Origin of the sequence: Chryseobacterium sp. T20 (assembly GCF_047345655.1) — a bacterium.
In the GTDB taxonomy this organism is placed as follows: Bacteria; Bacteroidota; Bacteroidia; order Flavobacteriales; family Weeksellaceae; genus Chryseobacterium.
This window is the reverse complement of sequence record NZ_JBLFDU010000020.1, coordinates 45922-66372: the sequence shown is the minus strand read 5'-3', so window position 1 is coordinate 66372 and position 20451 is coordinate 45922. Positions and strand designations below refer to the sequence as shown.

The window sequence follows — 20451 nt, the reverse complement described above, 5'->3', positions numbered from 1 at the left end:
TCCCTTTTCCTTCATCACCAAAACCAAGTCCTATTACTATTTGCGCCTTTTTCATGTCTTTTAATTTTTGAGGTTTCTAGTATTGCCATTCCTATTTTATAATGACATTGACAGATTTCTAAAGCATCTGAAACTGATCCAATCCTCCCGTTCCTGTTATTCCGAAGCTTTTGTTTTTAAATTTATCACAGATAATATTTTTAATAACATTTGGAATTTCCCTGTGATCTGCTATGGAAATACAGTTTTGCCCTAATAATTCTTTCCAACCTCTGTCTGCTCTCAATGCCTGATCAGAGTGCAGAACACTGATGTGGTATACTTCATATTTTTTCTTTGCTTCTTCCAGCAGTTCAAAATGAGTGTAGGTTTGCTGTCCTTTTCCCATAATTTCTCTGATGGCGGATGCAGAAAGTGTTTTCAAACAAGGTTCATCACCTACGGTAAACAGTAATCCTTTTTGTCCTCTTTTTTCAAAAGCATCTGTTCTGGTGTGAAATGCTGCAAAATACCATGCTAAAAGATAGCTTTCACCTGCATTTCCGCCACCTCCGGACTCAATATAAGTTCGTGTGAGCCACATATCCAGTTCTTCATCTCCTGATTCGAACTGTCCCACCTGAAGCGGATAGCCATCACATTCATGATCTCCAATTCCAAGAAACAATAAGGCCGGATCGGGAACTCCTCCCTGGATAATTCCTCCCATGAGTTTCGGTAATCCTTCTCTGATCAACTCATGAGGTATATGCCCCATACTTCCGGTAACGTCCAATCCTAAAATAATCGGAACTGAATGAGGGTGAACTTCTGAATCTCTGGATTCTCTGAAAGAAATTCCATGAGGATTCATCGATTCATGAGCCATTCTTTTGGCATTCTGGGTAAAAATTTCCCCTGCGGATTTTGTTCCGTAACCTGCTTTGCTTGCTCTATCATAACGAGCGTCTAAATCGTATCTTGTACTTCCCATGACTACGGTGTTTTTCCAAATAAATATTCAAATCTCTTTTGGGTTACTTCGAGCTGAATATTCAGATTTCTGATTGTTAATGATAATTCCATGTCTTTCTGAACGAATGCTTCGGGATTGAAATCTGCAAAAGTCAGACTGTTTCTGTCTAAAGGACTGATATCAATAAGCCCTTCCTGTTCGCGCTCGAGTCTCTTAATTTTTAATTCGATATCTTCCACTCTGCGCCTGTAAATCAATTCGGAATCTGCTCCGATGATTCTAGCACGGTCTTCTCTGATCTGATCATTATTTCTTTGTAATGATTCGATAAATCTGGGTTTTAATTCATCTTCCATGATCAAATATTTTTATTTGTGTTAATTTTACACTAATTAAACAAGACATAGTAATGCCTTCCCTTTTATGGATGATTTATACTTTTGAATACATTACATCTGTTCTCAAAACATATTTCAATCCGCTGATCAGCGTTTTTCCTTCATGTCTTAAAGGATGATGGAAAATAAGAGCTGTTCCTTTCTTCGGAGCTACTGTAAACAGGTTTTCAAATTCTGTTTCTCCTCCTTCAAAATCATCATTCAGGTAAATCATAAAGGTGTAAAAGCTTTTCTCTCTTTCATTTCGGATATAACTTCCATCTCTGTGCATTTTGAACTGCTGTCCGGGAGCATATTTATAAACTCTGAGCATTTCATTAAAGTTAAGAATCTGATATCCATCATGTTCCTGAGGTAGAAACTCTATAGCCTTTTTAAAAAGCTCTTCAGCAATAGTTGTATCAAAAATCATCAGTCGGTCATTATTTCTGATCCCTTTATTCATTTGCTGACGTCCCAAAACATTGATTTTTGCTTCTTCAAAAACTTTTTCCTGCGAAAGACTGATGTACTGATCACATTCAGCCTCGGTCAGAAAATTTTCAATCAGAAATATCTGTGGGTGTAATTCTATTTTTTCCATAATTAATATTTTGTGTCTGGTTTGTGTTTTACCTTCTTAATTCATCTCTTACCTCCATCAAAGCAAATCCTAAAAGGTTTTCTCCGTTCCATAATAAAGGGTTTTCAGCTCTGCTATCCGTTTCCAGCATCCCGATTCCCCAGATTCTATCATAAGGACTTGCCTCCACCAAAACTTTATCTCCGGTTGATAAAAGAAATTCTTTAAATTTCTGATTTTGAGAGAATTTCAACAGATTTCCCTGAGTTACAATCTGATATTTATGTTCATCCCAAAGTTTAGGATCAAAATTTTTCACTTTTCGGCCAAGGGCTTTTGCCTGATTAGGAGTAGTGGCTTTTAAAATTTCCTTTTCCATTTCAACATCATTAAATAATCTTGCTTTTCCAGCCATCATATAATGTTCTGCAGTCTTGTAAACAATTTTGTTTTCTTCAAAACTTCCTGGAAACCATTGGCTGAAACATGATTTGGTAACGATATCTTTTGCCGTGTGTCCCCAGAAAAAGAGAAATTTTATCCTTTCCTTTTTTTGAAAGCGTTCTGTAATATTTTGTATGGTGTATTTCATGATTGCGTTATTTTGACACAAATTTAAAACAATATCAGTCTTTGCAGCAAATTTATTTGTGTTAATTTTACGCTAATAAATATAATTAATTGATTTACTGTGATAAAAATTTGATTTCAGTAAACACTAATAACACAAATTTTAATCACAAATGACACAAATTTGATGCGTTTAGGCTAAAGCCAATGGAATGATATGGTATAAAAAAACGGGCTAAAGCCCGTTCCTATTGAATATGTTTTTGATTTATTATCTAATTTGCTAGCCTATACTAGTGACGATTTGTGCAAGACATTTGTGAAATTTGTCTTTAAAACAAACTATTTAATTTCAAAATAAAAGCCCTGTTCTTCCAGCTCTTTATATTTTTCTTTATTGAATGTAAAAAGTTTTCCAGGTCTGCCGCTTCCTTCTTTTTTAACGTTATTGGTTTCGTTAAGCAATCCGTAGCTCATGATTTTTTTACGGAAATTTCTTCTGTCAATTTCCTGTCCGACAATTGTTTTATAAAGGTTTTCAAGGTCTGAAAAAGGGAATTCTTCGTTGAGAAGATTGAAGCCGATCGGCTGGTATTGAATTTTTGTGCGAAGTCTTTTTAGAGCAGTCTCAATGATTGTTTTATGATCAAAAGCTACTGAAGGAAGTTTATTAATGCTGAACCATTGTGCATCTTCCGCATCCGAATCGGCAAACAGTTCATGATAAGAAGGGTTTACAAGCCCTAAATAAGCCACAGAAACCACTCTGTTTCTCGGATCACGACCCAGATTACCAAAAGTATACAGTTGTTCTAAAAAATCGGGCTTTATGCCTGCTTCTTCATAGAGTTCTCTTTTTACCGCATCATCTACACTTTCGTCATCCAGAACAAGTCCTCCCGGAAGTGCCCAGCCTCCTTTAAAGGGTTCAATATTTCTTTTAATCAGAAGGATCTGAAGATCTTTTTTATCAAAATATCCGAAAATAACGGCATCTACAGCCACTTTTATATCCTGTAATTTTTTTGGAGACTCCATAAATTGATTTGCGTTACGAATACACAAAGTTACAATTTATGCCTGTATTAAAAAATAAATTCTGTTATAATAAAAGTTCTTATCTTTAAGTTATCTTTCTAACCATCTTAAAACTAAATTATTATGAAAAATTTATTAACAATTCTTTCTGCAGTTTTATTATTAATAGCTTGTGAGAAAGGAAAAACGACAGCAGCCACTGGTTCTGATAAAACAGATTCAGCTTCTACATCTGAATGGAAACCCGTAGATTCTGCAACCGCCATGAAAGACTGGATGGCTTACTCAACTCCGGGAGAAATGCAAAAAATGCTTGCGAAATCTGATGGAACCTGGAACGGAGAAACTACCATGTGGATGGAAAACGGAGCAAAACCTATGATGAGTAAATCTGAGGCTACCAATAAAATGATGTTTGGCGGACGTTATCAAATGACTAATCACAAAGGCGACTTTATGGGAATGCCTTTTGAAGGGATGAGCATCGTAGGATATGACAACTCAAAAAAGAAGTTTGTCAGTACGTGGATCGACAATATGGGAACCGGAATCATGCATAGCGAAGGCGACTGGAATCCTTCCACAAAATCAGTTGAGTTTAAAGGAAAAATGACAGATCCATCAAGACCTGGAAAAGATTGTGATTTCAGAGAAGTATTCACCTTTGTGGATGATAATACTCAAAAACTGGAAATGTACGGCCCTGATTCCAAAACAGGAAAAGAGTACAAAACAATGGAAATAAAATATACGCGTAAAAAATAAACCCATAAAAAAACCGCTTCGTTGGAAGCGGTTTTTATTTTATAATAGATTAATAGTTAATCATTTAACTTTAGTACAGCCATGAACGCTGATTGTGGTACTTCTACTCTACCAATCTGCTTCATTTTCTTCTTACCTTCTTTCTGTTTCTCCAATAATTTACGTTTTCTGGAAATATCTCCTCCGTAACATTTTGCGGTAACGTCCTTTCTCAAGGCTTTAATAGTTTCTCTTGCGATTACTTTCGTTCCTAATGCAGCCTGAACAGCAATATCAAACTGTTGTCTCGGGATCAGTTCACGAAGCTTTTCACACATTCTCTTACCAATATAATAAGCATTAGAATCGTGAATCAATGAAGATAAAGCATCTACCATATCACCATTGATCAGGATATCCATTTTTACAAGCTTGGAAGCTCTGAATCCGATTGGGTGATAATCGAATGAAGCATATCCTTTAGAGATAGATTTTAATCTGTCATAGAAGTCGAATACAACCTCAGCAAGCGGCATATTGAAAATTAACTCTACTCTTTCTGATGTCAGATAACTCTGGTTAACAATTTCTCCTCTCTTTTCGATACATAAAGTCATTACCGCTCCTACGAAGTCAGATTTTGTAATGATAGAAGCCTTGATGAAAGGTTCTTCTACTCTGTCCATCGTTGAAGGATCCATCATTTCAGACGGGTTGTTGATCAGAATCGGAACTTCAGGTTCTTTTTTAGTATATCCAAAATAAGAAACGTTCGGTACCGTAGTGATTACATTCATATTGAACTCTCTGTCAAGACGTTCCTGAACAATTTCCATGTGTAGCATTCCCAAGAATCCGCAACGGAAACCAAAACCAAGAGCTGCTGAACTTTCCGGCTCGAAAACCAGAGAAGCATCATTCAGTCTTAACTTTTCAAGAGAGAATCTTAATTCTTCAAAATCTTCAGAATCAATTGGGTAAATCCCGGCAAATACCATTGGTTTTACTTCCTCGAATCCATCAATTGGTCCGTCAGCTGGTTTTTCAAATGATGTAATGGTATCTCCTACTTTTACCTCACGGGCATCTTTAATACCCGATACAAGATATCCTACATCTCCGCAATGGATTGTTTTCTTTGGAACCTGCTTCAGTTTTAATGTACCTACTTCATCAGCTCCATATTCTTTTCCTGTAGCAAAGAATTTGATCTTTTCATTTTTAGTGATGCTTCCGTTCACTACTTTAAAATAAGCTTCAATACCTCTGAACGGGTTGTAAACAGAGTCAAAGATCAAGGCCTGAAGTGGTCCGTCAGGATCTCCTACCGGTGCAGGAATTCTTTCAACAATCTGTTCTAAAAGATTGTGAACTCCTTCCCCAGTTTTACCGGAAACTCTTAATACATCTTCATATTCACATCCGATAAGATTCATGATCTCATCGGTTACTTCTTCAGGGTTCGCAGACGGAAGGTCAATTTTATTCAGAATCGGAATGATCGTTAAATCATTTTCCAATGCAAGATACAGGTTACTAATGGTTTGAGCCTGAATACTCTGTGCAGCATCTACAATAAGAAGTGCACCTTCACAGGCAGCAATAGAACGGGAAACTTCATAAGAGAAGTCAACGTGTCCCGGGGTATCAATAAGGTTTAAAATATATTTTTCTCCTTTATACTCATAATCCATTTGGATCGCGTGCGACTTGATTGTAATCCCACGTTCTTTCTCCAAATCCATATCATCCAGCGTCTGAGACTGTAATTCTCTTTGGGTAACGGTATTCGTGTACTCCAATAGACGGTCTGCCAGGGTACTTTTACCATGGTCGATATGAGCGATTATGCAAAAATTTCGTATGTTTTTCATTTAAGAATCTTGTAGTTTGCAAAGATAAGAAAATGCAGGAGAATTTTTCATTCTTAATTCTTTCTTTTAACTGAAACACAGATAACAATAAGAAGAGAGGTGAAATTTTCCCTCTTTTTAAATATTATTTTGTTTTGCCAAAGTCTTCCGGTAACACATAATTTCCAGTAAAAGGATCAAGATAAACTTTAGGCCCTACAGTATTCTTTCTTTTGCCTGATAAACTGACATCTATCACCGCACCAATGACGCCACCAATAAGACCACCTGCTGCTGCACCAATTGTCACCCCGGTTGTTGCCGTTTCAGGAAATAATTCTGCTCTTGTTACCTCTATAAAAACCCCTCTATCATCTTTGAAAATCTCAGTGTAACCTACAGGAATATTTTTGTACGCAATGCCCTTATAGACAAAAGCATAGAAATGTCTTATTGCCGTTTTTTCATCTCCTTTTACAGCCTTTGTAACGATTCCCTTATCATTAACCTGCAAAGTAAATCCGGGTTCAGGATTGTGAGTAAAAAAGCTGTAATAGTCTTTGTAAACCCCTTCTTTTAGTTCATTTGCTTTTAGAATGCTCAGTTTTTCTTTTAATACAGAGGCATAATCAGGAAAATCATTTTCTGAAATACTAAGTTCCCAAGGGGTTGCTTTATAGGAGTCCTTAAAAAGATCAGTAAGAATTAAAGTTACTTTTCTTGCCAAGCTTTGTGCCAGATAAGGGGTTGTACGGGATGAGACGGTTGCGATAGTGTCTATTCTATCCATAAAATGATATCCGTCTTCTTTCTTAATAAATGTACTTGCCTTTAATTCAAGCTTTCCGATAGAGTACTTTTCCTTTTTATCTTCTGAAATACTTAAATTTTCAAGCAAAAAAACCAAATCATTATTTCCTCGTGTCGGATTGTACTTATAAAACCAATCCTGTATGTCTTTGACCGCATTATTTTCGAAAACAACTTTCACTTCATCCTTATGGTACATGACCATTCCGATTTCCTGATGGGCTCTTTGATCTATCATCGTAAAACTTTTGATTGAGTTTTTGCTGTCTTTAATAGATTTTGAAAGATCAATTGTTTCTATTTTCTGCCCCCATAATACGATCGAAAACAATAAAAAGAAAAGTACTTTTTTCATAGATAAACTTTGTGGTAAAAATAATTTTTTTTGGTGTAAAATTAAACGGCTCTCACAGAAAAGAACTGTAAGAGCCGTCCAACATTAAAAAAATAAACTATTATGGGTTCTGTTTAGTTCCGGAAGCATTGTTATTATTTCCGTGAGGATTTCTTTCATCCATTTTATCCTTCATCATCTTTTCGGATTGAAACAGTTTCAGAACTTTTTGGCAGGGAATTACCTGCTGCATTTTATCTGCATATTTTTTTCTGTTATCCAATAGCTTCTGCCCTACTTCAAAACTTTGCTGCAACTTAGCTTTCGCTTCGTCATCTGATAAAGTTTCGGGGTCAAAGTTGGAATTAAACTGACTTTTTATCTGCTTCTGGCTATCCAGATATTCGTTATACAATTGTGTAAATTCAGCTTTATCATCTGGATCGACATTCAGATTATCCATGATCATATTGTTCCTGAATTTCTTTAGGAGATCTTTTCTCTCTTCCGGAGAAAGATTATTGATGACTTCTTTCCTTTGTTTAGGATCCATCTTTTTCCAATCATAGTCTGTCCTTTGGGCATTTAATCCAAAGCCATAAATAATCAAAAACGTCAATAATATCTTTTTCATTTTCTTTTAATTATAAATATCCAAATAAACGTCCTGAGTCGAATTACTTGCTAACTCTGCAATTTCAGAATTAGAAAACGAGTCCAGATATTCATTCATTCGTGTTTCTTCTTTTTTCTTTACAGTTTTCACCGGTTTAGGGCTCTCTGTTGTTTTTTTAGTTTCGCCTACACTTTTAGAAGCGTAAACATTGTTATTTTTTTGATTTTCAACTGTTTGATTATTATTTTCAACAGAAGTTAAATCAGATTTTAAAGTTTCATAAGCCAGCTCGCTTTCTGTTTTGGGCTCTCCGTTATTGGCAACATAGGTTGTTTTAGAGTTCAGGATTTGTTCCGTAGAATCGTTATCTGAATTAAAAACATAAGTTGCTCCAAAAATCAAAGCCAGCGATGCAGCAGCTGCATACATCCAGTTCAGCTTAAAGACAGGTGCTTTTTTACTTGTCTTTATATCATTCATAACGCTCTCCTGAATATTTTCAAACATATTATCAGGAACTGTGTAAATGTTTTTACGCTCTAATTTTTCTATGTCGAACTCTTTCATCTTTGTTGGTCAAAAATTATTTTTCGTAATTTTCTTTAATATAATCTTCTATTTTCTGTTTGGCATAATGATAATTCGTTTTCAACGTCCCTACCGACATATCTACAATTTTTGATATTTCTTCGTAAGGTAAATCATCATAATACCGCATCATAAATACCAGTTTCTGCTTTTCGGGCAGGCTCTGTATAGCGTTCTGCAGTAAAATCTGTATTTCTTCAGCATCACCTTCTGTATTATCTGCAACAAGATTCTGCATATGATACTCCGGATCCTCATCAGTTTTCTGCATTTTTTTCATTTTGTTAACCTGCTGTAGCGCTTCGTTGGTAGCGATTCTGTACAACCAGGTATACAACTGGCTATCATTTTTGAACTGATGAAAATTCTGATATGCTTTAATAAAAGTTTCCTGCAAAGTATCCTGTGCAAGATCTCCGTCCACAATAATTCTTCTTATGTGCCAGTACAATCTGCTTTGATAGGCGTCCATCAAGGCACGAACCCCTTTATCCTGGGTCCGTGGATTCTGCATCAACGAAATAATTTCCGCGTCCTTAATCTTCATAAGATGCCTTCATTGTTTTGGATTACAAAAATAGCTGAAAGTTAAATTAAAAATTCAATTTTCAATGTAAATATTAAAAATAATATGAGACACTTACGCAATAAACGTGCCTATATTGAAGTACAGGATTTCTGAAGTGTTCTTCCTTTCCAGGCTCAGCTTAAAATCTTATATTTGTTATATGCAAATTGTAATCATCGGTTCCGGGAATGTAGCCTATCATATGGCAAAAGCTTTCACTTTGAAAAGTATTCCTCTGGCCCAGATTTTTGGGAGGAACGAAAAAGAATTAGGTAAAATTTCTGAAGAATTAAATATTCCTTACTCTACAGATCATCTGGAAGAAGCAGATCTTTATATTCTTTGTGTAAGTGATCATTCTGTAGAAGAAGTCTCAAAAATTATTACAAAAAAAGACTGCTTGGTGGCCCATACCTCAGGATCTCTTCCAAAAGAAGTGCTGGCTGGTGAGTATAGAAAATCCAGCTTCTACCCTTTACAGACTTTTTCAAAATCCAAAGAACTTGAATATGAAAAAATTCCGTTTTTTATAGAGGCGGAAAATGAAAAAGATCAAAAAATATTATTTGATCTTGCTTCAAAGATTTCGGAAAGAGTGATGGAAAGTAATCATGAAAAAAGAAAATATATTCACCTGACGGCTGTTTTTGCCTGCAATTTTGTGAATCACCTTTTTTCAAGAGCTAAAGAAATTTCAGATTCCCAGGATATTCCGTTTGATTATTTCTTACCTCTCATTGATGAAACGGTTCAGAAAATTCATGAAATTGAACCCAAAATGGCACAAACCGGTCCGGCAGTAAGAAATGATGTAAGGATTTTACAACTGCATGAACAGTTATTAAAAGACGAAAGTCTTGAAATTTATAAAACAATGAATCATTCTATTCAGAAAATGTATGAGTTATAAAGAGAAATTAAAAGATATTAAAGCATTTGTATTTGATGTTGACGGAGTTTTCACTGACGGAAGTGTTTATCTTCTTCCCGGAGGAAATATGTGCAGGGTAATGAATGTTCTGGACGGATATGCGGTAGTAAAAGCTTTAAAAAACAATTATTTAATCGGTGTTATTACCGGAGGAAATGATGAAATGGTAAAGCACAGAATCAATTATCTTGGTATTCAGGATTACTATCCGAAGTCTCACAATAAAATAGATGATTTCGAAGACTTTAAGAAGAAATATAATCTTAAAAATGAAGAAATTCTGACGATGGGTGATGATCTTCCGGATATTCACATTATGGAAAGTTCAGCCATTGCAGCATGTCCTGAAAATGCAGTTCCCGAAGTAAAAGGAATTTCCGATTATATTTCCCCTAAAAAAGGAGGAACGGGTGCAGTACGTGATGTGATTGAACAGGTAATGAAAGTTCAGGGGAACTGGCATGACGATAATACTCAATCTGTATAAGTATCTGTATGAAATTACTTTTAGCATCACAATCCCCAAGGAGAAAAGAACTTCTTTCCAGCCTTGGTTTTGAATTTGAAGTCGTAAAAATAGACTGCGAAGAAATTATTCCGGAAAATATCAAAATAGAAGCAGCAGCAGCTTATCTTTCTGATTTAAAAGCTTCAGCCTTTAGAAACCTGGAAGCGGGTGAAGTACTCCTGACTGCTGATACGGTAGTCGCTATCGATAATCAGATCCTGGGAAAACCTAAAGATGAACAAGACGCCTTTGCCATGCTTCAAAGTCTTTCGGGAAGGACTCATCAGGTCTATACGGGAATTACCATCAAAACAGCCAATAAGTCTTTCACAGAAACAGATGTAGCGGATGTTACTCTCGACAAACTTTCAGAGGAAGAAATAAACTATTATATTCAGAATTATAAGCCTTTTGATAAAGCCGGCAGTTATGGTGTTCAGGAATGGCTGGGAATGGCAAAAATCACAAGCCTTACAGGAAGTTATTATACCATTATGGGACTTCCTACCCATCTTGTTTATAAAATTCTGAAAGAATCTTGTCTTATTTAAAAGATTATCAGGTTCAAAACACTCATTAAAGAAGAAATAAAATACTTCCTGAAGAAATATAAATATTATTCATTATAAAATTTTATTATTTTTACAAAATCATCAAACTGCTGATAATAAAAAGCAGATTAGCGAGTTATATTGAATAATGAAAAAGAATATATTATTCCTTTTAGTCATATGCCTTGTTGCTTCATGTGCTACCAAAACGAAAAAGCCGGAGCAGCGTTCAAGAGTATTGAAAGGATTTTCCACATATTATAACACATTATTTAATGCAAAAGATGCATTAAACAGTGAGTTTACTACCAGAGACAAAGGGCATAAGGATAACTTTTATGCTCCCTATATTCCTATTCTGACTTACGAAGAACAACCTTTGGGAAGTGATCTTGGACAGACTGAGGCTTTTGCTGAGAATTCTATGAAGATGGCTGAAGTAGCCAACAGACCTTCAGGAAGAGGTAATTCAGGAGTTCCGAATATCCCTGGAGGGCCTCCGGGAGGCGGACCTTCAAGACCAGACGGAGAACAGACTAAAGGAGCTACTACGCTGGAAATTGCAGAAGCAAAAGCTTTAAAAGCTATAAATAAGTATTCCGTAACCAGAAATGGTGAAGAGAAAAATAAACAGATTTTTGATGCCTACATGATCCTTGCCCAGGCAAGAATTTATCGGGGTAAATCTCTTGAGGCACTTGATGCTCTGAATTATGTTTTCACCCGTATGAAAGATGACAAAAGGATTCCACTCGCGAGAATCTATCAGGGTCTTGCTTATGATCAAATCAAAGATTATCACAGGGCACATGAAACTTTTGCCAAACTGAAAAGTGAAGATATCAGTAAAAGCTATGCAAAACTTCTGAGTATTTACTATTCTGAATCTTTGCTTGATGCCGGTAAGAAAGAAGAAGCTGCCAAAGAACTTGATAATGCTTTTGAACTGAACAGCAACAGAAAACTGAAGAGCAGAATCGCTTATCTGAGAGGTCAGGTTCTTGAAAATCTTAACCAGAATGATAAAGCAAGAGAAAGCTATGCTTCAGCGTATAAATATGCCAGTGATTTCGAATTTGAAGTAAAATCTCAGGTTGCTATTGCAAAAACTTTTAACGGTAAAGGGGACTATGCCGGAGCAAAAAATTATCTGGAAGGAATCAGTAAAAAGGGAATGTATGGCTCCAGAAAAAATGAATTTTACTATGCTTTGGGATTAATGGCTAATAAAGCAGGTAAAAAGGATGAAGCTCAGCAATTCTTCAGAAAATCCCTTTTTGAAAAGGTTTCTGATCCTCAGATCCGTGGATTGGCTTATTATGAAATAGGAAAAAGTTACCTTGATAAGAATGATTATATCGGAGCTGGAAGTTATTATGATTCTGCTCTTGCTGTAATGACTTATGAACCTTCAAAAATTCTGTTAAAGGATCAATCCGAATACATCAAAAAGATTTCCAAAAACTATTATCTTATTAAAAAGAATGACAGTATTCTTTCTCTGGCAAAAATGAATGATGGTCAGAAAACAGATTATTTCACAAAATATATTGCCAAACTAAAGATTAAAGAAGAGAAAGAGGAACAGGAAAGAAGACGTGCAGAAAGAAGTAAAGGTTTTGATACCGGAGATTATAGTGCCAACTCTATCTTTGCCAACAGTTCCAATTCTTTTGAAGACTTTGGCGTAACCACAAAAGGATTTTACTTCAGCAATTCAGGAACGGTAAGCAAAGGGACCTCTTCATTTAAGCAAATCTGGGGAGACCGTGCTCTTGCTGATAACTGGCGTTCTTCTAAGAAAATGGCCTCTATTGAAGATATGAAAAATGAAGCGTTAGGAGTAACCTCTGCGCCTAATCCAAGACGTTTTGAGCCTGCGTACTATATTGAACAGATTCCTACGGATCAGGGAAAATTATCTCAGTTAAAAAAGGACAGAGATACCGCTTCATTAGGGCTGGGAATTATGTATCAGAATTATTTTACCAATACTCCACTGGCTACGAAAACGCTTTATGACCTTGTAGATGTAAAACCGGAAGAAAAGGTAATGCTGCAGGCACTGTATGAGATTTTTGCTATGAATTATGAGAAAAATCCGCAGGCTTCTGAAAGAGCAAAACAAATTCTCTTAGCTGATTACCCTTATACTTCTTACGCTGAATTTGCCAGAAATCCTAAGAACAAGTCATTTGTAAAATCAACCGAAGAAGTTGAAAACGAATACAAAAAGGCATATGCCCTATTTGAATCAGAAAAATTTGTGGAAAGTAAAGATATTATAGATCAGACGATTCAGAAGTTTCCGAAAGATGCACTGGTTCCTAAACTGTATTTATTAAATGCTTTCAATGCAGGAAAATCAAGTGGAAAAGAAGTTATGATTCTACAGCTGGAACAGATTGCCCTGAATTATTCTAAAACACCTGAAGGGGTAAGAGCTAAAGAAATGCTGAATTATCTGAAAAGTGACCTCAGCTTCCAGGCAACGGACAATAAAGGAAATAATATTCCTCAACAACCATCAGGAGCGCCTGTACAACCTAACACCCAAAATACGGGAGTTCCACAAATGAACAGTGGAAAAGTACAGAAGCTGGATACTATAAATACAGTTCAACAGGCAATTCCGGGTCAACCACAAAATCCTAAAAAACCTAATGAGACAAAATCAGGATCGAAGATCCCGCCAAGACCTCAATAAAATAAAAAAGCGAAGATTTATTCTTCGCTTTTCTTTTTCTTTACTCCATGGAAATCTTTGAGATAAAAAGGCTCAAAATAAGCCATATCTTCAAATTCCTTGTTTTGTATTTTCTCCAGAGTCTTTCTGATGAGATATTGTGCAGAAGGATAAACATCTTCTTTAAAAACAGCATCAGGGAGATTCAGAATCTCTTTTGTTTTTTTAGCACCATCCCCTACAAACAGAACTTTTTTATCTTTAAATTCTTCAAAAGAAGTTTCATCTAAAATTTTCGCTTCGGTCTTGGACAACTCCTCCCCTGTTTTACCGTCATAGACGGCCGTATAAACCTCCATTCTCCTTGCATCGATCAAAGGTATTATAAAATCGTAGTTATCGCCTAAAAAAGGCTCTATCATGCTTTCAAGAGAATTCACAGCTATCAGAGGAACTCTGAGTCCATAACAAAACCCTTTTGCTGAGGCAGCTCCGATTCTTAAGCCGGTATAAGAACCGGGACCTTTTCCTAAAGAAACGGCTTCAATATCTTTAAGCGAAATTCCCGCTCCTTCCAATGCCCATTCTACATAGGTGTGAAGACTTTCGGATTGTTTATAGTTTTCGGAAACTTCTTCGCAAAGGCATAATAGCTTCTCATTGTCTGATATGGCTACTGAACAGTTCTTGGATGATGTTTCCAGATATAGAATTTTCATTTTTTTGTTTTAAGCTAAACAGCAATATTGCAAAAGCAAAATCACATTTAATATTCTGCAAATTTACTCCATTATTTTGGACTATTTTCTATAAATCGTTCTTGGTTCAGCCTGAGCACTTGGATAGATGGTCATATCTGAAATGGTAACGTGTTTCGGTGCGTTCACACAGTAAGCAATAGCATCAGCAATATCTTCCGCCTTCAAAGGTTCATAACCTGCATATACAGTTGAAGCCTTCTCACTGTCACCTTTGAATCTTATCAAAGAGAAATCTGTTTCTACAGCACCCGGCTGGATGTTGGTCACTTTGATTCCAAATTCCGTAAGTTCCAGTCTCATTCCTTCTGAAATAACGTCTACTGCTTTCTTCGTTGCACAGTACACTACTCCATTCGCATAAGTTTGTCTTGCTGCTACAGAACTGATGTTTACTATATGACCTAAATTTTTAGTTTTCATAGTTGGGGTGATCATTTTGGAAACATAGAGTAATCCCTTTACATTTCCGTCAATCATAGAATCCCAGTCATCGGTCTTACCAGCAGAGAGAGGATCTAACCCATGAGCATTCCCTGCGTTATTAATCAGAACATCAATCTCTTTCCAATTTTCAGGAAGGGAATTAATAGCTGTTTCAACTTCTTCAAGATTCCTTACATCAAACATTAAACTAAATACTTCGGTAAATTCAGAAAGTTCTGTTTTTACAGCTTCCAGCACCTCACTTCTCCTTCCACAAATAATAATTCTGTTTCCTTGTTTTGCAAGAAGCTCTGCGGTGGCTTTACCTATACCGGAAGTAGCTCCGGTGATCAATATTGTCTTCATAAAATTAGTTGTTACATGTCTGAATGCACTCCTCTATCAATGTCATGATTCTGTTACATTCAAACATTGTTGTATTGATTTATTAATTTGCATCAAAGGCCTGAAAAGCATCTTTGATATGGTCTATGATTAAGTCTTTATTATCATCGGGAAGAACGGAGATAATATCAAATCTGACTTCCTGATCTTTATTAAATTCTTCCATATAATGATCGGCTGCAGAGACAATAGATTTTATCTTTGTCTTGGTTACCGCCTCCTGAGGAAGCATAAAAGCATCGGTAGATCTTGCTTTTACTTCCACGATAATAATCAGGTTATCTTTTTCAGCAATGATATCAATTTCATTTTGTTTAAAACGAAAGTTTCTGGCCTTAATTTTATAGCCATTTTTCTGAAGATAATCAGCAGCTAGATTCTCTGCTATTTTTCCAAAATCATTATGATGAGCCATAGTATGTATTTAAGAGTTTGGAGATAGGAGAGTAGTACTACTTTAAAAATCTATTTTTACTTTAGCATCCACTTGCATTTTCACGTTGGCACCGATTAAAAGTGGTCTGTTTTCCTTAATGTGTCCATTCGGGAAGGCAAACACTACCGGGAAGTCATACTTTGAAATTCTGTCAGAAATAAGCTTATAAACGAACTCATCAAAACTTTCTTCATAACTTTCATTCTCCTTTTCATCTCCCATATTAGTCATTCCTCCCACAATAAGTCCTTTGATTTTATTGAAGACACCTGCCAGCTCCAGACTCATAATCATACGGTCCAGTGCATAGAAGTTTTCTCCGATATCTTCAATAAACAGAATCTTGTCTTTAAAGTCGAATGAATATTTGGTCCCCAGAAGGGCATAAATAAGGGCTAAATTCCCTCCAACCAATTCTCCCTGAATATTCCCTTTTTTGTTTAAAGGGTGAGATTTTAGGCCGTATTTGGGCTTTTTGCCCTTAAGGATATCAAAGATCAGATCATAGCTTTCTTCTGTAACTCCAAAGCTGGATGTTTTGATGGTTTGCCCATGGATGGAAACAAAACCTTTTTTTAACAGATAACTTTGTATGACTGTGTTGTCTGAATATCCGATATACCATTTCGGGTTTTCTGTAAAGTTTTTCAACTTCAGGTGTTGGATAAGATGCTGGCATCCGTAACCACCTCTTGAAGCCCATACAGCTCTTATTTCTGTATCGTTTAAAGCCCAGTTGATATCTTTTGTTCTTTCCTTTTCTGTTCCGGCGTAATTATATCCGTTTGAAAATTTAGTGTAGAGATGTTCTCCGAGCACGGGTTCAAAACCTCTACTTTTAATCATTTCTATTCCCTTTTCCAGTTGAGTGGCATCTACTGCTCCTGCAGGGGAAATAACAGCTATTTTGTCTCCTTTTTTAAGAGATTTTGGAAAGATCATTTTTTTCATTTTGCTTTTTGATATTTTACTTCTTTCTTTTCTGCTTCCTCCAGTTGTTTTTCAAATTGGTTGAACTTTTTAAAACTCTGCAGGAAAATAAAGAAACTGAAGATAATAAGAATACAGCCAACAACTCTTCTGATCTGGTTGGCCAGTTTTTGTGTTAATTTATCATGAAATTGCTTGGCAAGAAATATCTTGGCAAGATCTATAGACAGGTAAGTGGCCAGTACTATACTGATGTATAAAATAAAACTGCTGGTGTCCGGATATTGATTCCTTACGGAAATTACCGTTACCAGCCAGAAAAGGATGACTCCAACATTCAGAAGATTAAAGAAAAAACCATTAAAAAAGGTCTTAATATAATTTTGACCAATGATCTTTTCTTCTCCGGGCATGTGCATTTTGGTTTTGGTCACCAGCATCACAATTCCGTAGATGAAAATAAGAATGGAAGTGATCCTGTAAAACCCGGGATGCTTATCAATTAATGTTACAATATCTGTACTGGCATAGTACGCCGCTACAATGCATAATAAATCTGCCGTAATAACACCAAGATCCAGTGATAAGGCATGTCTGGGGCCTCTGGAAAAACTGGTTTCAATTAAAAGGAAAAAAATAGGTCCTATGAAAACCAGGCTCAGCATAAATCCTAATATGATGGCAGATAGTACAAGTTCTAGCATTAAGTGGTGTTTTAAAATGAATAAAATTCATTTCGTTTAATACAAAGTTAGACTTTATGATTTAATTATTCAATAAAGTTGTGATATATCAAGTAGATTTTAATCAGACTTTAATGTAAAATTTTTAAGAAATAGGAGAGGAGCGTTTATTATCCGTTTTTTGTTAAAAAAATAAAGAGGTCATTCCATTTAGAAACAACCCCTTTATATTATAATTTTTACTGAATACGTTCAGCAATCTTTTTTTATTTTTCCAAACAGTTTTCATTAAAAACAAATTCGAAATCTTTTCTGATTTTAAGACCAAAAATACCTCTTTCAAAGGTATAAATAACCTGATTTTTAAACAGCATTCTTTTATAATCAATCAAAAAACTTCTTGTCATATAAGAATATTCGTAGGCATTTCCACTCAAATAAACGTAAGTTGTTTTACCTTTCTGATGGCTTCGCACACTCCCAACCTCTGAAACCATACTTTTGAAACAGTATGTTTCTTTTGTAGGATTCATTCCTGTAACATAATTGATTAAAAAAAATGCATTGACTATCTGTGGAAATGTGACTCCAAAAAAGTATTTTTTTCCTTGTTTATCAATATTAATAATATTTCTTTTGATTAAAATATTACATATGCATATAAGGACGATGATAGCGAGTACAAAAAGATAAAAATTGATAACAGTGTTAAAAATAACTGTTATCAATAATATTACGTTTAAAATACTAAATACAATGTATTTATCTATTCTCGTCATTACTTCACAATCTGGAAATCAAGCTGCTTCTGAATAAGATTGGCTTTTACCACTTTGATCTGAACTTCATCTCCCAACTGGTATTTATTTCCATGTCTTATTCCGTATACGGCATGGGTTTTAGCATCATACATATAGGAATCATCCACAAGATCTCTCAGCTTGATAAGACCTTCAGCACCGTTTTCAGGAATCTCAACCCAGAAACCGAATTCTGCTACTCCGGAAATCACTCCTTTGAATGTTTCTCCCAGATGTTTTTCCATGAATTTCACCTGCATGAATTTGATAGAGTCTCTTTCCGCATCTGCTGCCAGTCTTTCCATCGCACTGCAATGTTTTGCCTTTTCTTCAAGATCACCTCTGTTCGGAGATTTTCCTCCATCCAGATAATGCTGAAGAAGACGGTGTGCAAGCAAATCCGGGTAACGACGGATAGGAGAGGTGAAGTGGCTGTAATACTCAAACCCCAGACCATAGTGGCCAATAGGTTCCGTAGAGTATACCGCTTTACTCATACTTCTCATCGCAAGCGTTTCAATCATATTTTCTTCCCCTTTTCCTTTTACATCATGAAGAAGTTTATTCAAAGATGCAGCCACTTTTTTGGTATTGGCCAAATCCATTTTATATCCGAAAGTAGCAACGAAGTCTCTCAACGATTCCAATTTTGCCGGATCCGGATCATCGTGAACCCTGTAAATAAATGTATTATTGGTGATCTCACCTTTTCTTGAAAGCGATACAAATTCTGATACTTTTTTATTGGCTAAAAGCATGAATTCCTCAATCAGGTGATTGGAGTCTTTACTGATTTTAAAGTATACACCAATCGGCTCATTATTTTCATCAAGATTGAATCTTACTTCACTTCTGTCAAAAGTAATGGCTCCTTTTCTGATACGTTCATGACGCATTATTTTCGCCAACTTATCAAGGGTATTGATTTCTTCCGCCAGATCTCCCTGTCCGGTTTCAATACGTTCCTGTGCTTCCTCATAAGTGAATCTTCTGTCTGAATGGATCACCGTTCTTCCAAACCATTGTTTCTGAATCTCAGCATTGTCATTCAGTTCAAAAACAGCTGAGAAGGTATATTTATCTTCGTGTGGACGAAGGGAGCAAACATCATTACTCAAAACTTCCGGCAGCATCGGCACAACCCTGTCAACAAGATATACCGAAGTAGCTCTCTGATACGCTTCATCATCCAGAATTGTTCCCGGCACTACATAATGAGATACGTCTGCAATATGGACTCCGATTTCCCAGTTTCCATTTTCCAGTTTTCTTATGGATAAAGCATCGTCAAAGTCTTTCGCATCTTTAGGGTCAATGGTAAACGTACAGATATTACGCATATCCCAACGTTTTGCAGCCTCTTCATCTGTGATGCTTCTGTCTATTTTATCTGCATCAGCTTCTACTTCCGCTGGAAATTCATAAGGAAGACCATATTCTGCAAGAATAGAGTGGATTTCCGTTTCATGTTCTCCCGGAGCACCCAGCACCTGAATGATTTCACCTTCCGGATTTTTATCACCCGGTCTCCATTCTGTCATTTTTACAATGACCTTATCACCATCTTCAGCTGTGCTGAATTTTCCTTTCGGAATAAAGATATCCGTGTTGATTGATTTTTTATCGCAAACCACAAACCCAAATTCCTTATGAGCAACCTTCTGAAATGTCCCTACAAATTCAGTTCTGGTACGTTCCAAAACTTCCAAAACAGAGCCTTCTAATTTCTTTCCTTTATAATGATAAGTTATAATAAGAACCTTATCTCCCTGCAATGCATCCTTCACATTTTTGGCGTGAACGAAGACATCATCTTCCAAACCTTCCACACTTACGTAAGCATTTCCACTTTGGTTAAAGTCAATAGTTCCGGTAAGTGTTCCTGCGATTTTCAGGTTCACGATGTATTTTCCTTTTTCTACTTCTTTGATCTTTTCAGATCCCTGAAGTTTATGCAGCGCCTGGATCACAAGTTCTCTTTGTCTTGGATTTTTGTAATCTATTCCATCAGCGATCTGCTTATAATTATAAATTTTGGATGAATTTGCATTCATAAAACGGAGGATCATTCTTCCGATCTCCATCATTTTTAAATCATTTTTATGACTTATATATTTTCTTTTTTTTGGCATTTTAATTTTCTTTTAATTGTTTTGGTCTTATCTCCACTAAGACCTTTTTCTAAATCTTCCTTATTCGTTCCTTTGTATAAGGTTATTCAATTTCATCATTAGAATCTTTCCGTAAATCATCAGAAATTATCTTTCAGTTTGCTTACAACGGGAGCTTTAGTTTTGTATA

General features: G+C 35.9%; 22 protein-coding genes. 5 read left to right on the top strand and 17 right to left on the bottom strand.

Translation table 11 applies throughout. The annotated features are described in order from the left end of the window. Nucleotides 1–118: 118 nt before the first annotated feature. The 5 genes from ACMA47_RS24855 to ACMA47_RS24835 form a co-directional block, all read right to left on the bottom strand. Nucleotides 119–973: a hypothetical protein gene (locus ACMA47_RS24855; RefSeq protein WP_413931953.1), complete on the bottom strand. Its 855-nt coding sequence runs from the start codon at nt 971–973 to the stop codon at nt 119–121. Nucleotides 974–975: 2 nt separating this feature from the next. Further along, the gene (locus ACMA47_RS24850; RefSeq protein WP_413931952.1) at nt 976–1311 is read right to left on the bottom strand and encodes a hypothetical protein; all 336 of its coding nucleotides are present in this window, start codon (nt 1309–1311) and stop codon (nt 976–978) included. A 76-nt stretch (nt 1312–1387) separates the two neighbouring features. Continuing rightward, nucleotides 1388–1936, bottom strand: a complete 549-nt coding sequence (locus tag ACMA47_RS24845) for a 2OG-Fe(II) oxygenase (protein ID WP_413931951.1) — start codon at nt 1934–1936, stop codon at nt 1388–1390. Between the two features lie 28 nt (nt 1937–1964). Then, nucleotides 1965–2507, bottom strand: coding sequence for an NADAR family protein (locus tag ACMA47_RS24840; protein ID WP_413931950.1), 543 nt, complete (start codon nt 2505–2507; stop codon nt 1965–1967). A gap of 320 nt (nt 2508–2827) precedes the next feature. Further along, complete coding sequence (locus ACMA47_RS24835) at nt 2828–3523, bottom strand: NUDIX hydrolase (protein ID WP_034694004.1); 696 nt, start codon at nt 3521–3523, stop codon at nt 2828–2830. A 123-nt stretch (nt 3524–3646) separates the two neighbouring features. Between ACMA47_RS24835 and ACMA47_RS24830 the strand changes: the two genes are divergently transcribed. Next, a complete protein-coding gene (locus ACMA47_RS24830) occupies nt 3647–4288 on the top strand; it encodes a DUF1579 domain-containing protein (RefSeq protein ID WP_413931949.1) in 642 nt (213 codons plus the stop codon). Nucleotides 4289–4344: 56 nt separating this feature from the next. Here the strand turns inward: ACMA47_RS24830 and lepA are convergent, their stop codons facing one another. The 5 genes from lepA to ACMA47_RS24805 form a co-directional block, all read right to left on the bottom strand. Continuing rightward, on the bottom strand, nt 4345–6141 hold the full coding sequence (gene lepA / locus ACMA47_RS24825) for a translation elongation factor 4 (RefSeq protein ID WP_047095122.1): 1797 nt from the start codon (nt 6139–6141) through the stop codon (nt 4345–4347). A 124-nt stretch (nt 6142–6265) separates the two neighbouring features. Further along, entirely contained in the window at nt 6266–7285 is a 1020-nt protein-coding gene (locus ACMA47_RS24820; protein ID WP_413931948.1) for a hypothetical protein, read from the bottom strand. A 100-nt stretch (nt 7286–7385) separates the two neighbouring features. Beyond that, complete coding sequence (locus tag ACMA47_RS24815; protein ID WP_413931947.1) at nt 7386–7898, bottom strand: hypothetical protein; 513 nt, start codon at nt 7896–7898, stop codon at nt 7386–7388. 6 nt (nt 7899–7904) lie between these two features. Next, entirely contained in the window at nt 7905–8447 is a 543-nt protein-coding gene (locus ACMA47_RS24810) for a hypothetical protein (protein ID WP_413931946.1), read from the bottom strand. Between the two features lie 16 nt (nt 8448–8463). Next, nucleotides 8464–9015 carry an RNA polymerase sigma factor gene (locus ACMA47_RS24805; RefSeq protein ID WP_034694015.1) on the bottom strand — a complete coding sequence of 184 codons (552 nt, stop codon included), beginning with the start codon at nt 9013–9015 and terminating at the stop codon, nt 8464–8466. Nucleotides 9016–9196: 181 nt separating this feature from the next. Between ACMA47_RS24805 and ACMA47_RS24800 the strand changes: the two genes are divergently transcribed. The 4 genes from ACMA47_RS24800 to ACMA47_RS24785 all read left to right on the top strand — a co-directional run bounded on the left by ACMA47_RS24800 (nt 9197) and on the right by ACMA47_RS24785 (nt 13733). Beyond that, nucleotides 9197–9946 (top strand): Rossmann-like and DUF2520 domain-containing protein, encoded by a 750-nt coding sequence (locus tag ACMA47_RS24800; RefSeq protein WP_413931945.1) that lies wholly within the window; start codon nt 9197–9199, stop codon nt 9944–9946. Beyond that, complete coding sequence (locus ACMA47_RS24795) at nt 9936–10454, top strand: KdsC family phosphatase (RefSeq protein WP_034694018.1); 519 nt, start codon at nt 9936–9938, stop codon at nt 10452–10454. Before ACMA47_RS24800 ends, ACMA47_RS24795 begins: the two co-directional genes overlap by 11 nt. 8 nt (nt 10455–10462) lie before the next feature. Continuing rightward, nucleotides 10463–11026 carry a Maf family protein gene (locus tag ACMA47_RS24790; protein WP_413931944.1) on the top strand — a complete coding sequence of 188 codons (564 nt, stop codon included), beginning with the start codon at nt 10463–10465 and terminating at the stop codon, nt 11024–11026. A gap of 148 nt (nt 11027–11174) precedes the next feature. Next, on the top strand, nt 11175–13733 hold the full coding sequence (locus ACMA47_RS24785; RefSeq protein ID WP_413931943.1) for a tetratricopeptide repeat protein: 2559 nt from the start codon (nt 11175–11177) through the stop codon (nt 13731–13733). 17 nt (nt 13734–13750) lie between these two features. Here ACMA47_RS24785 and tsaB read toward each other — a convergent pair whose 3' ends face one another. The 7 genes from tsaB to rnr form a co-directional block, all read right to left on the bottom strand. Then, the gene (gene tsaB, locus ACMA47_RS24780; RefSeq protein ID WP_413931942.1) at nt 13751–14431 is read right to left on the bottom strand and encodes a tRNA (adenosine(37)-N6)-threonylcarbamoyltransferase complex dimerization subunit type 1 TsaB; all 681 of its coding nucleotides are present in this window, start codon (nt 14429–14431) and stop codon (nt 13751–13753) included. An 81-nt stretch (nt 14432–14512) separates the two neighbouring features. Next, nucleotides 14513–15262 carry an SDR family NAD(P)-dependent oxidoreductase gene (locus tag ACMA47_RS24775; RefSeq protein WP_413931941.1) on the bottom strand — a complete coding sequence of 250 codons (750 nt, stop codon included), beginning with the start codon at nt 15260–15262 and terminating at the stop codon, nt 14513–14515. Between the two features lie 82 nt (nt 15263–15344). Next, nucleotides 15345–15716, bottom strand: a complete 372-nt coding sequence (locus ACMA47_RS24770) for a YraN family protein (protein ID WP_413931940.1) — start codon at nt 15714–15716, stop codon at nt 15345–15347. 42 nt (nt 15717–15758) lie between these two features. Then, entirely contained in the window at nt 15759–16688 is a 930-nt protein-coding gene (locus tag ACMA47_RS24765; RefSeq protein WP_413931939.1) for a S66 peptidase family protein, read from the bottom strand. Then, nucleotides 16685–17371, bottom strand: coding sequence for a LysE family translocator (locus ACMA47_RS24760; protein WP_413931938.1), 687 nt, complete (start codon nt 17369–17371; stop codon nt 16685–16687). Before ACMA47_RS24760 ends, ACMA47_RS24765 begins: the two co-directional genes overlap by 4 nt. Nucleotides 17372–17616: 245 nt before the next feature. Then, on the bottom strand, nt 17617–17883 hold the full coding sequence (locus tag ACMA47_RS24755) for a hypothetical protein (protein WP_413931937.1): 267 nt from the start codon (nt 17881–17883) through the stop codon (nt 17617–17619). A gap of 245 nt (nt 17884–18128) precedes the next feature. After that, on the bottom strand, nt 18129–20282 hold the full coding sequence (gene rnr / locus ACMA47_RS24750; RefSeq protein ID WP_413931936.1) for a ribonuclease R: 2154 nt from the start codon (nt 20280–20282) through the stop codon (nt 18129–18131). Between the last annotated feature and the right edge of the window lie 169 nt (nt 20283–20451).

Coding starts and splice junctions, on each gene's coding strand:
- ACMA47_RS24855 (WP_413931953.1), bottom strand. CDS start 973: ATGGGAAGTACAAGATACGATTTAGACGCTCGTTATGATAGAGCAAGC.
- ACMA47_RS24850 (WP_413931952.1), bottom strand. CDS start 1,311: ATGGAAGATGAATTAAAACCCAGATTTATCGAATCATTACAAAGAAAT.
- ACMA47_RS24845 (WP_413931951.1), bottom strand. CDS start 1,936: ATGGAAAAAATAGAATTACACCCACAGATATTTCTGATTGAAAATTTT.
- ACMA47_RS24840 (WP_413931950.1), bottom strand. CDS start 2,507: ATGAAATACACCATACAAAATATTACAGAACGCTTTCAAAAAAAGGAA.
- ACMA47_RS24835 (WP_034694004.1), bottom strand. CDS start 3,523: ATGGAGTCTCCAAAAAAATTACAGGATATAAAAGTGGCTGTAGATGCC.
- ACMA47_RS24830 (WP_413931949.1), top strand. CDS start 3,647: ATGAAAAATTTATTAACAATTCTTTCTGCAGTTTTATTATTAATAGCT.
- lepA (WP_047095122.1), bottom strand. CDS start 6,141: ATGAAAAACATACGAAATTTTTGCATAATCGCTCATATCGACCATGGT.
- ACMA47_RS24820 (WP_413931948.1), bottom strand. CDS start 7,285: ATGAAAAAAGTACTTTTCTTTTTATTGTTTTCGATCGTATTATGGGGG.
- ACMA47_RS24815 (WP_413931947.1), bottom strand. CDS start 7,898: ATGAAAAAGATATTATTGACGTTTTTGATTATTTATGGCTTTGGATTA.
- ACMA47_RS24810 (WP_413931946.1), bottom strand. CDS start 8,447: ATGAAAGAGTTCGACATAGAAAAATTAGAGCGTAAAAACATTTACACA.
- ACMA47_RS24805 (WP_034694015.1), bottom strand. CDS start 9,015: ATGAAGATTAAGGACGCGGAAATTATTTCGTTGATGCAGAATCCACGG.
- ACMA47_RS24800 (WP_413931945.1), top strand. CDS start 9,197: ATGCAAATTGTAATCATCGGTTCCGGGAATGTAGCCTATCATATGGCA.
- ACMA47_RS24795 (WP_034694018.1), top strand. CDS start 9,936: ATGAGTTATAAAGAGAAATTAAAAGATATTAAAGCATTTGTATTTGAT.
- ACMA47_RS24790 (WP_413931944.1), top strand. CDS start 10,463: ATGAAATTACTTTTAGCATCACAATCCCCAAGGAGAAAAGAACTTCTT.
- ACMA47_RS24785 (WP_413931943.1), top strand. CDS start 11,175: ATGAAAAAGAATATATTATTCCTTTTAGTCATATGCCTTGTTGCTTCA.
- tsaB (WP_413931942.1), bottom strand. CDS start 14,431: ATGAAAATTCTATATCTGGAAACATCATCCAAGAACTGTTCAGTAGCC.
- ACMA47_RS24775 (WP_413931941.1), bottom strand. CDS start 15,262: ATGAAGACAATATTGATCACCGGAGCTACTTCCGGTATAGGTAAAGCC.
- ACMA47_RS24770 (WP_413931940.1), bottom strand. CDS start 15,716: ATGGCTCATCATAATGATTTTGGAAAAATAGCAGAGAATCTAGCTGCT.
- ACMA47_RS24765 (WP_413931939.1), bottom strand. CDS start 16,688: ATGAAAAAAATGATCTTTCCAAAATCTCTTAAAAAAGGAGACAAAATA.
- ACMA47_RS24760 (WP_413931938.1), bottom strand. CDS start 17,371: ATGCTAGAACTTGTACTATCTGCCATCATATTAGGATTTATGCTGAGC.
- ACMA47_RS24755 (WP_413931937.1), bottom strand. CDS start 17,883: ATGAATCCTACAAAAGAAACATACTGTTTCAAAAGTATGGTTTCAGAG.
- rnr (WP_413931936.1), bottom strand. CDS start 20,282: ATGCCAAAAAAAAGAAAATATATAAGTCATAAAAATGATTTAAAAATG.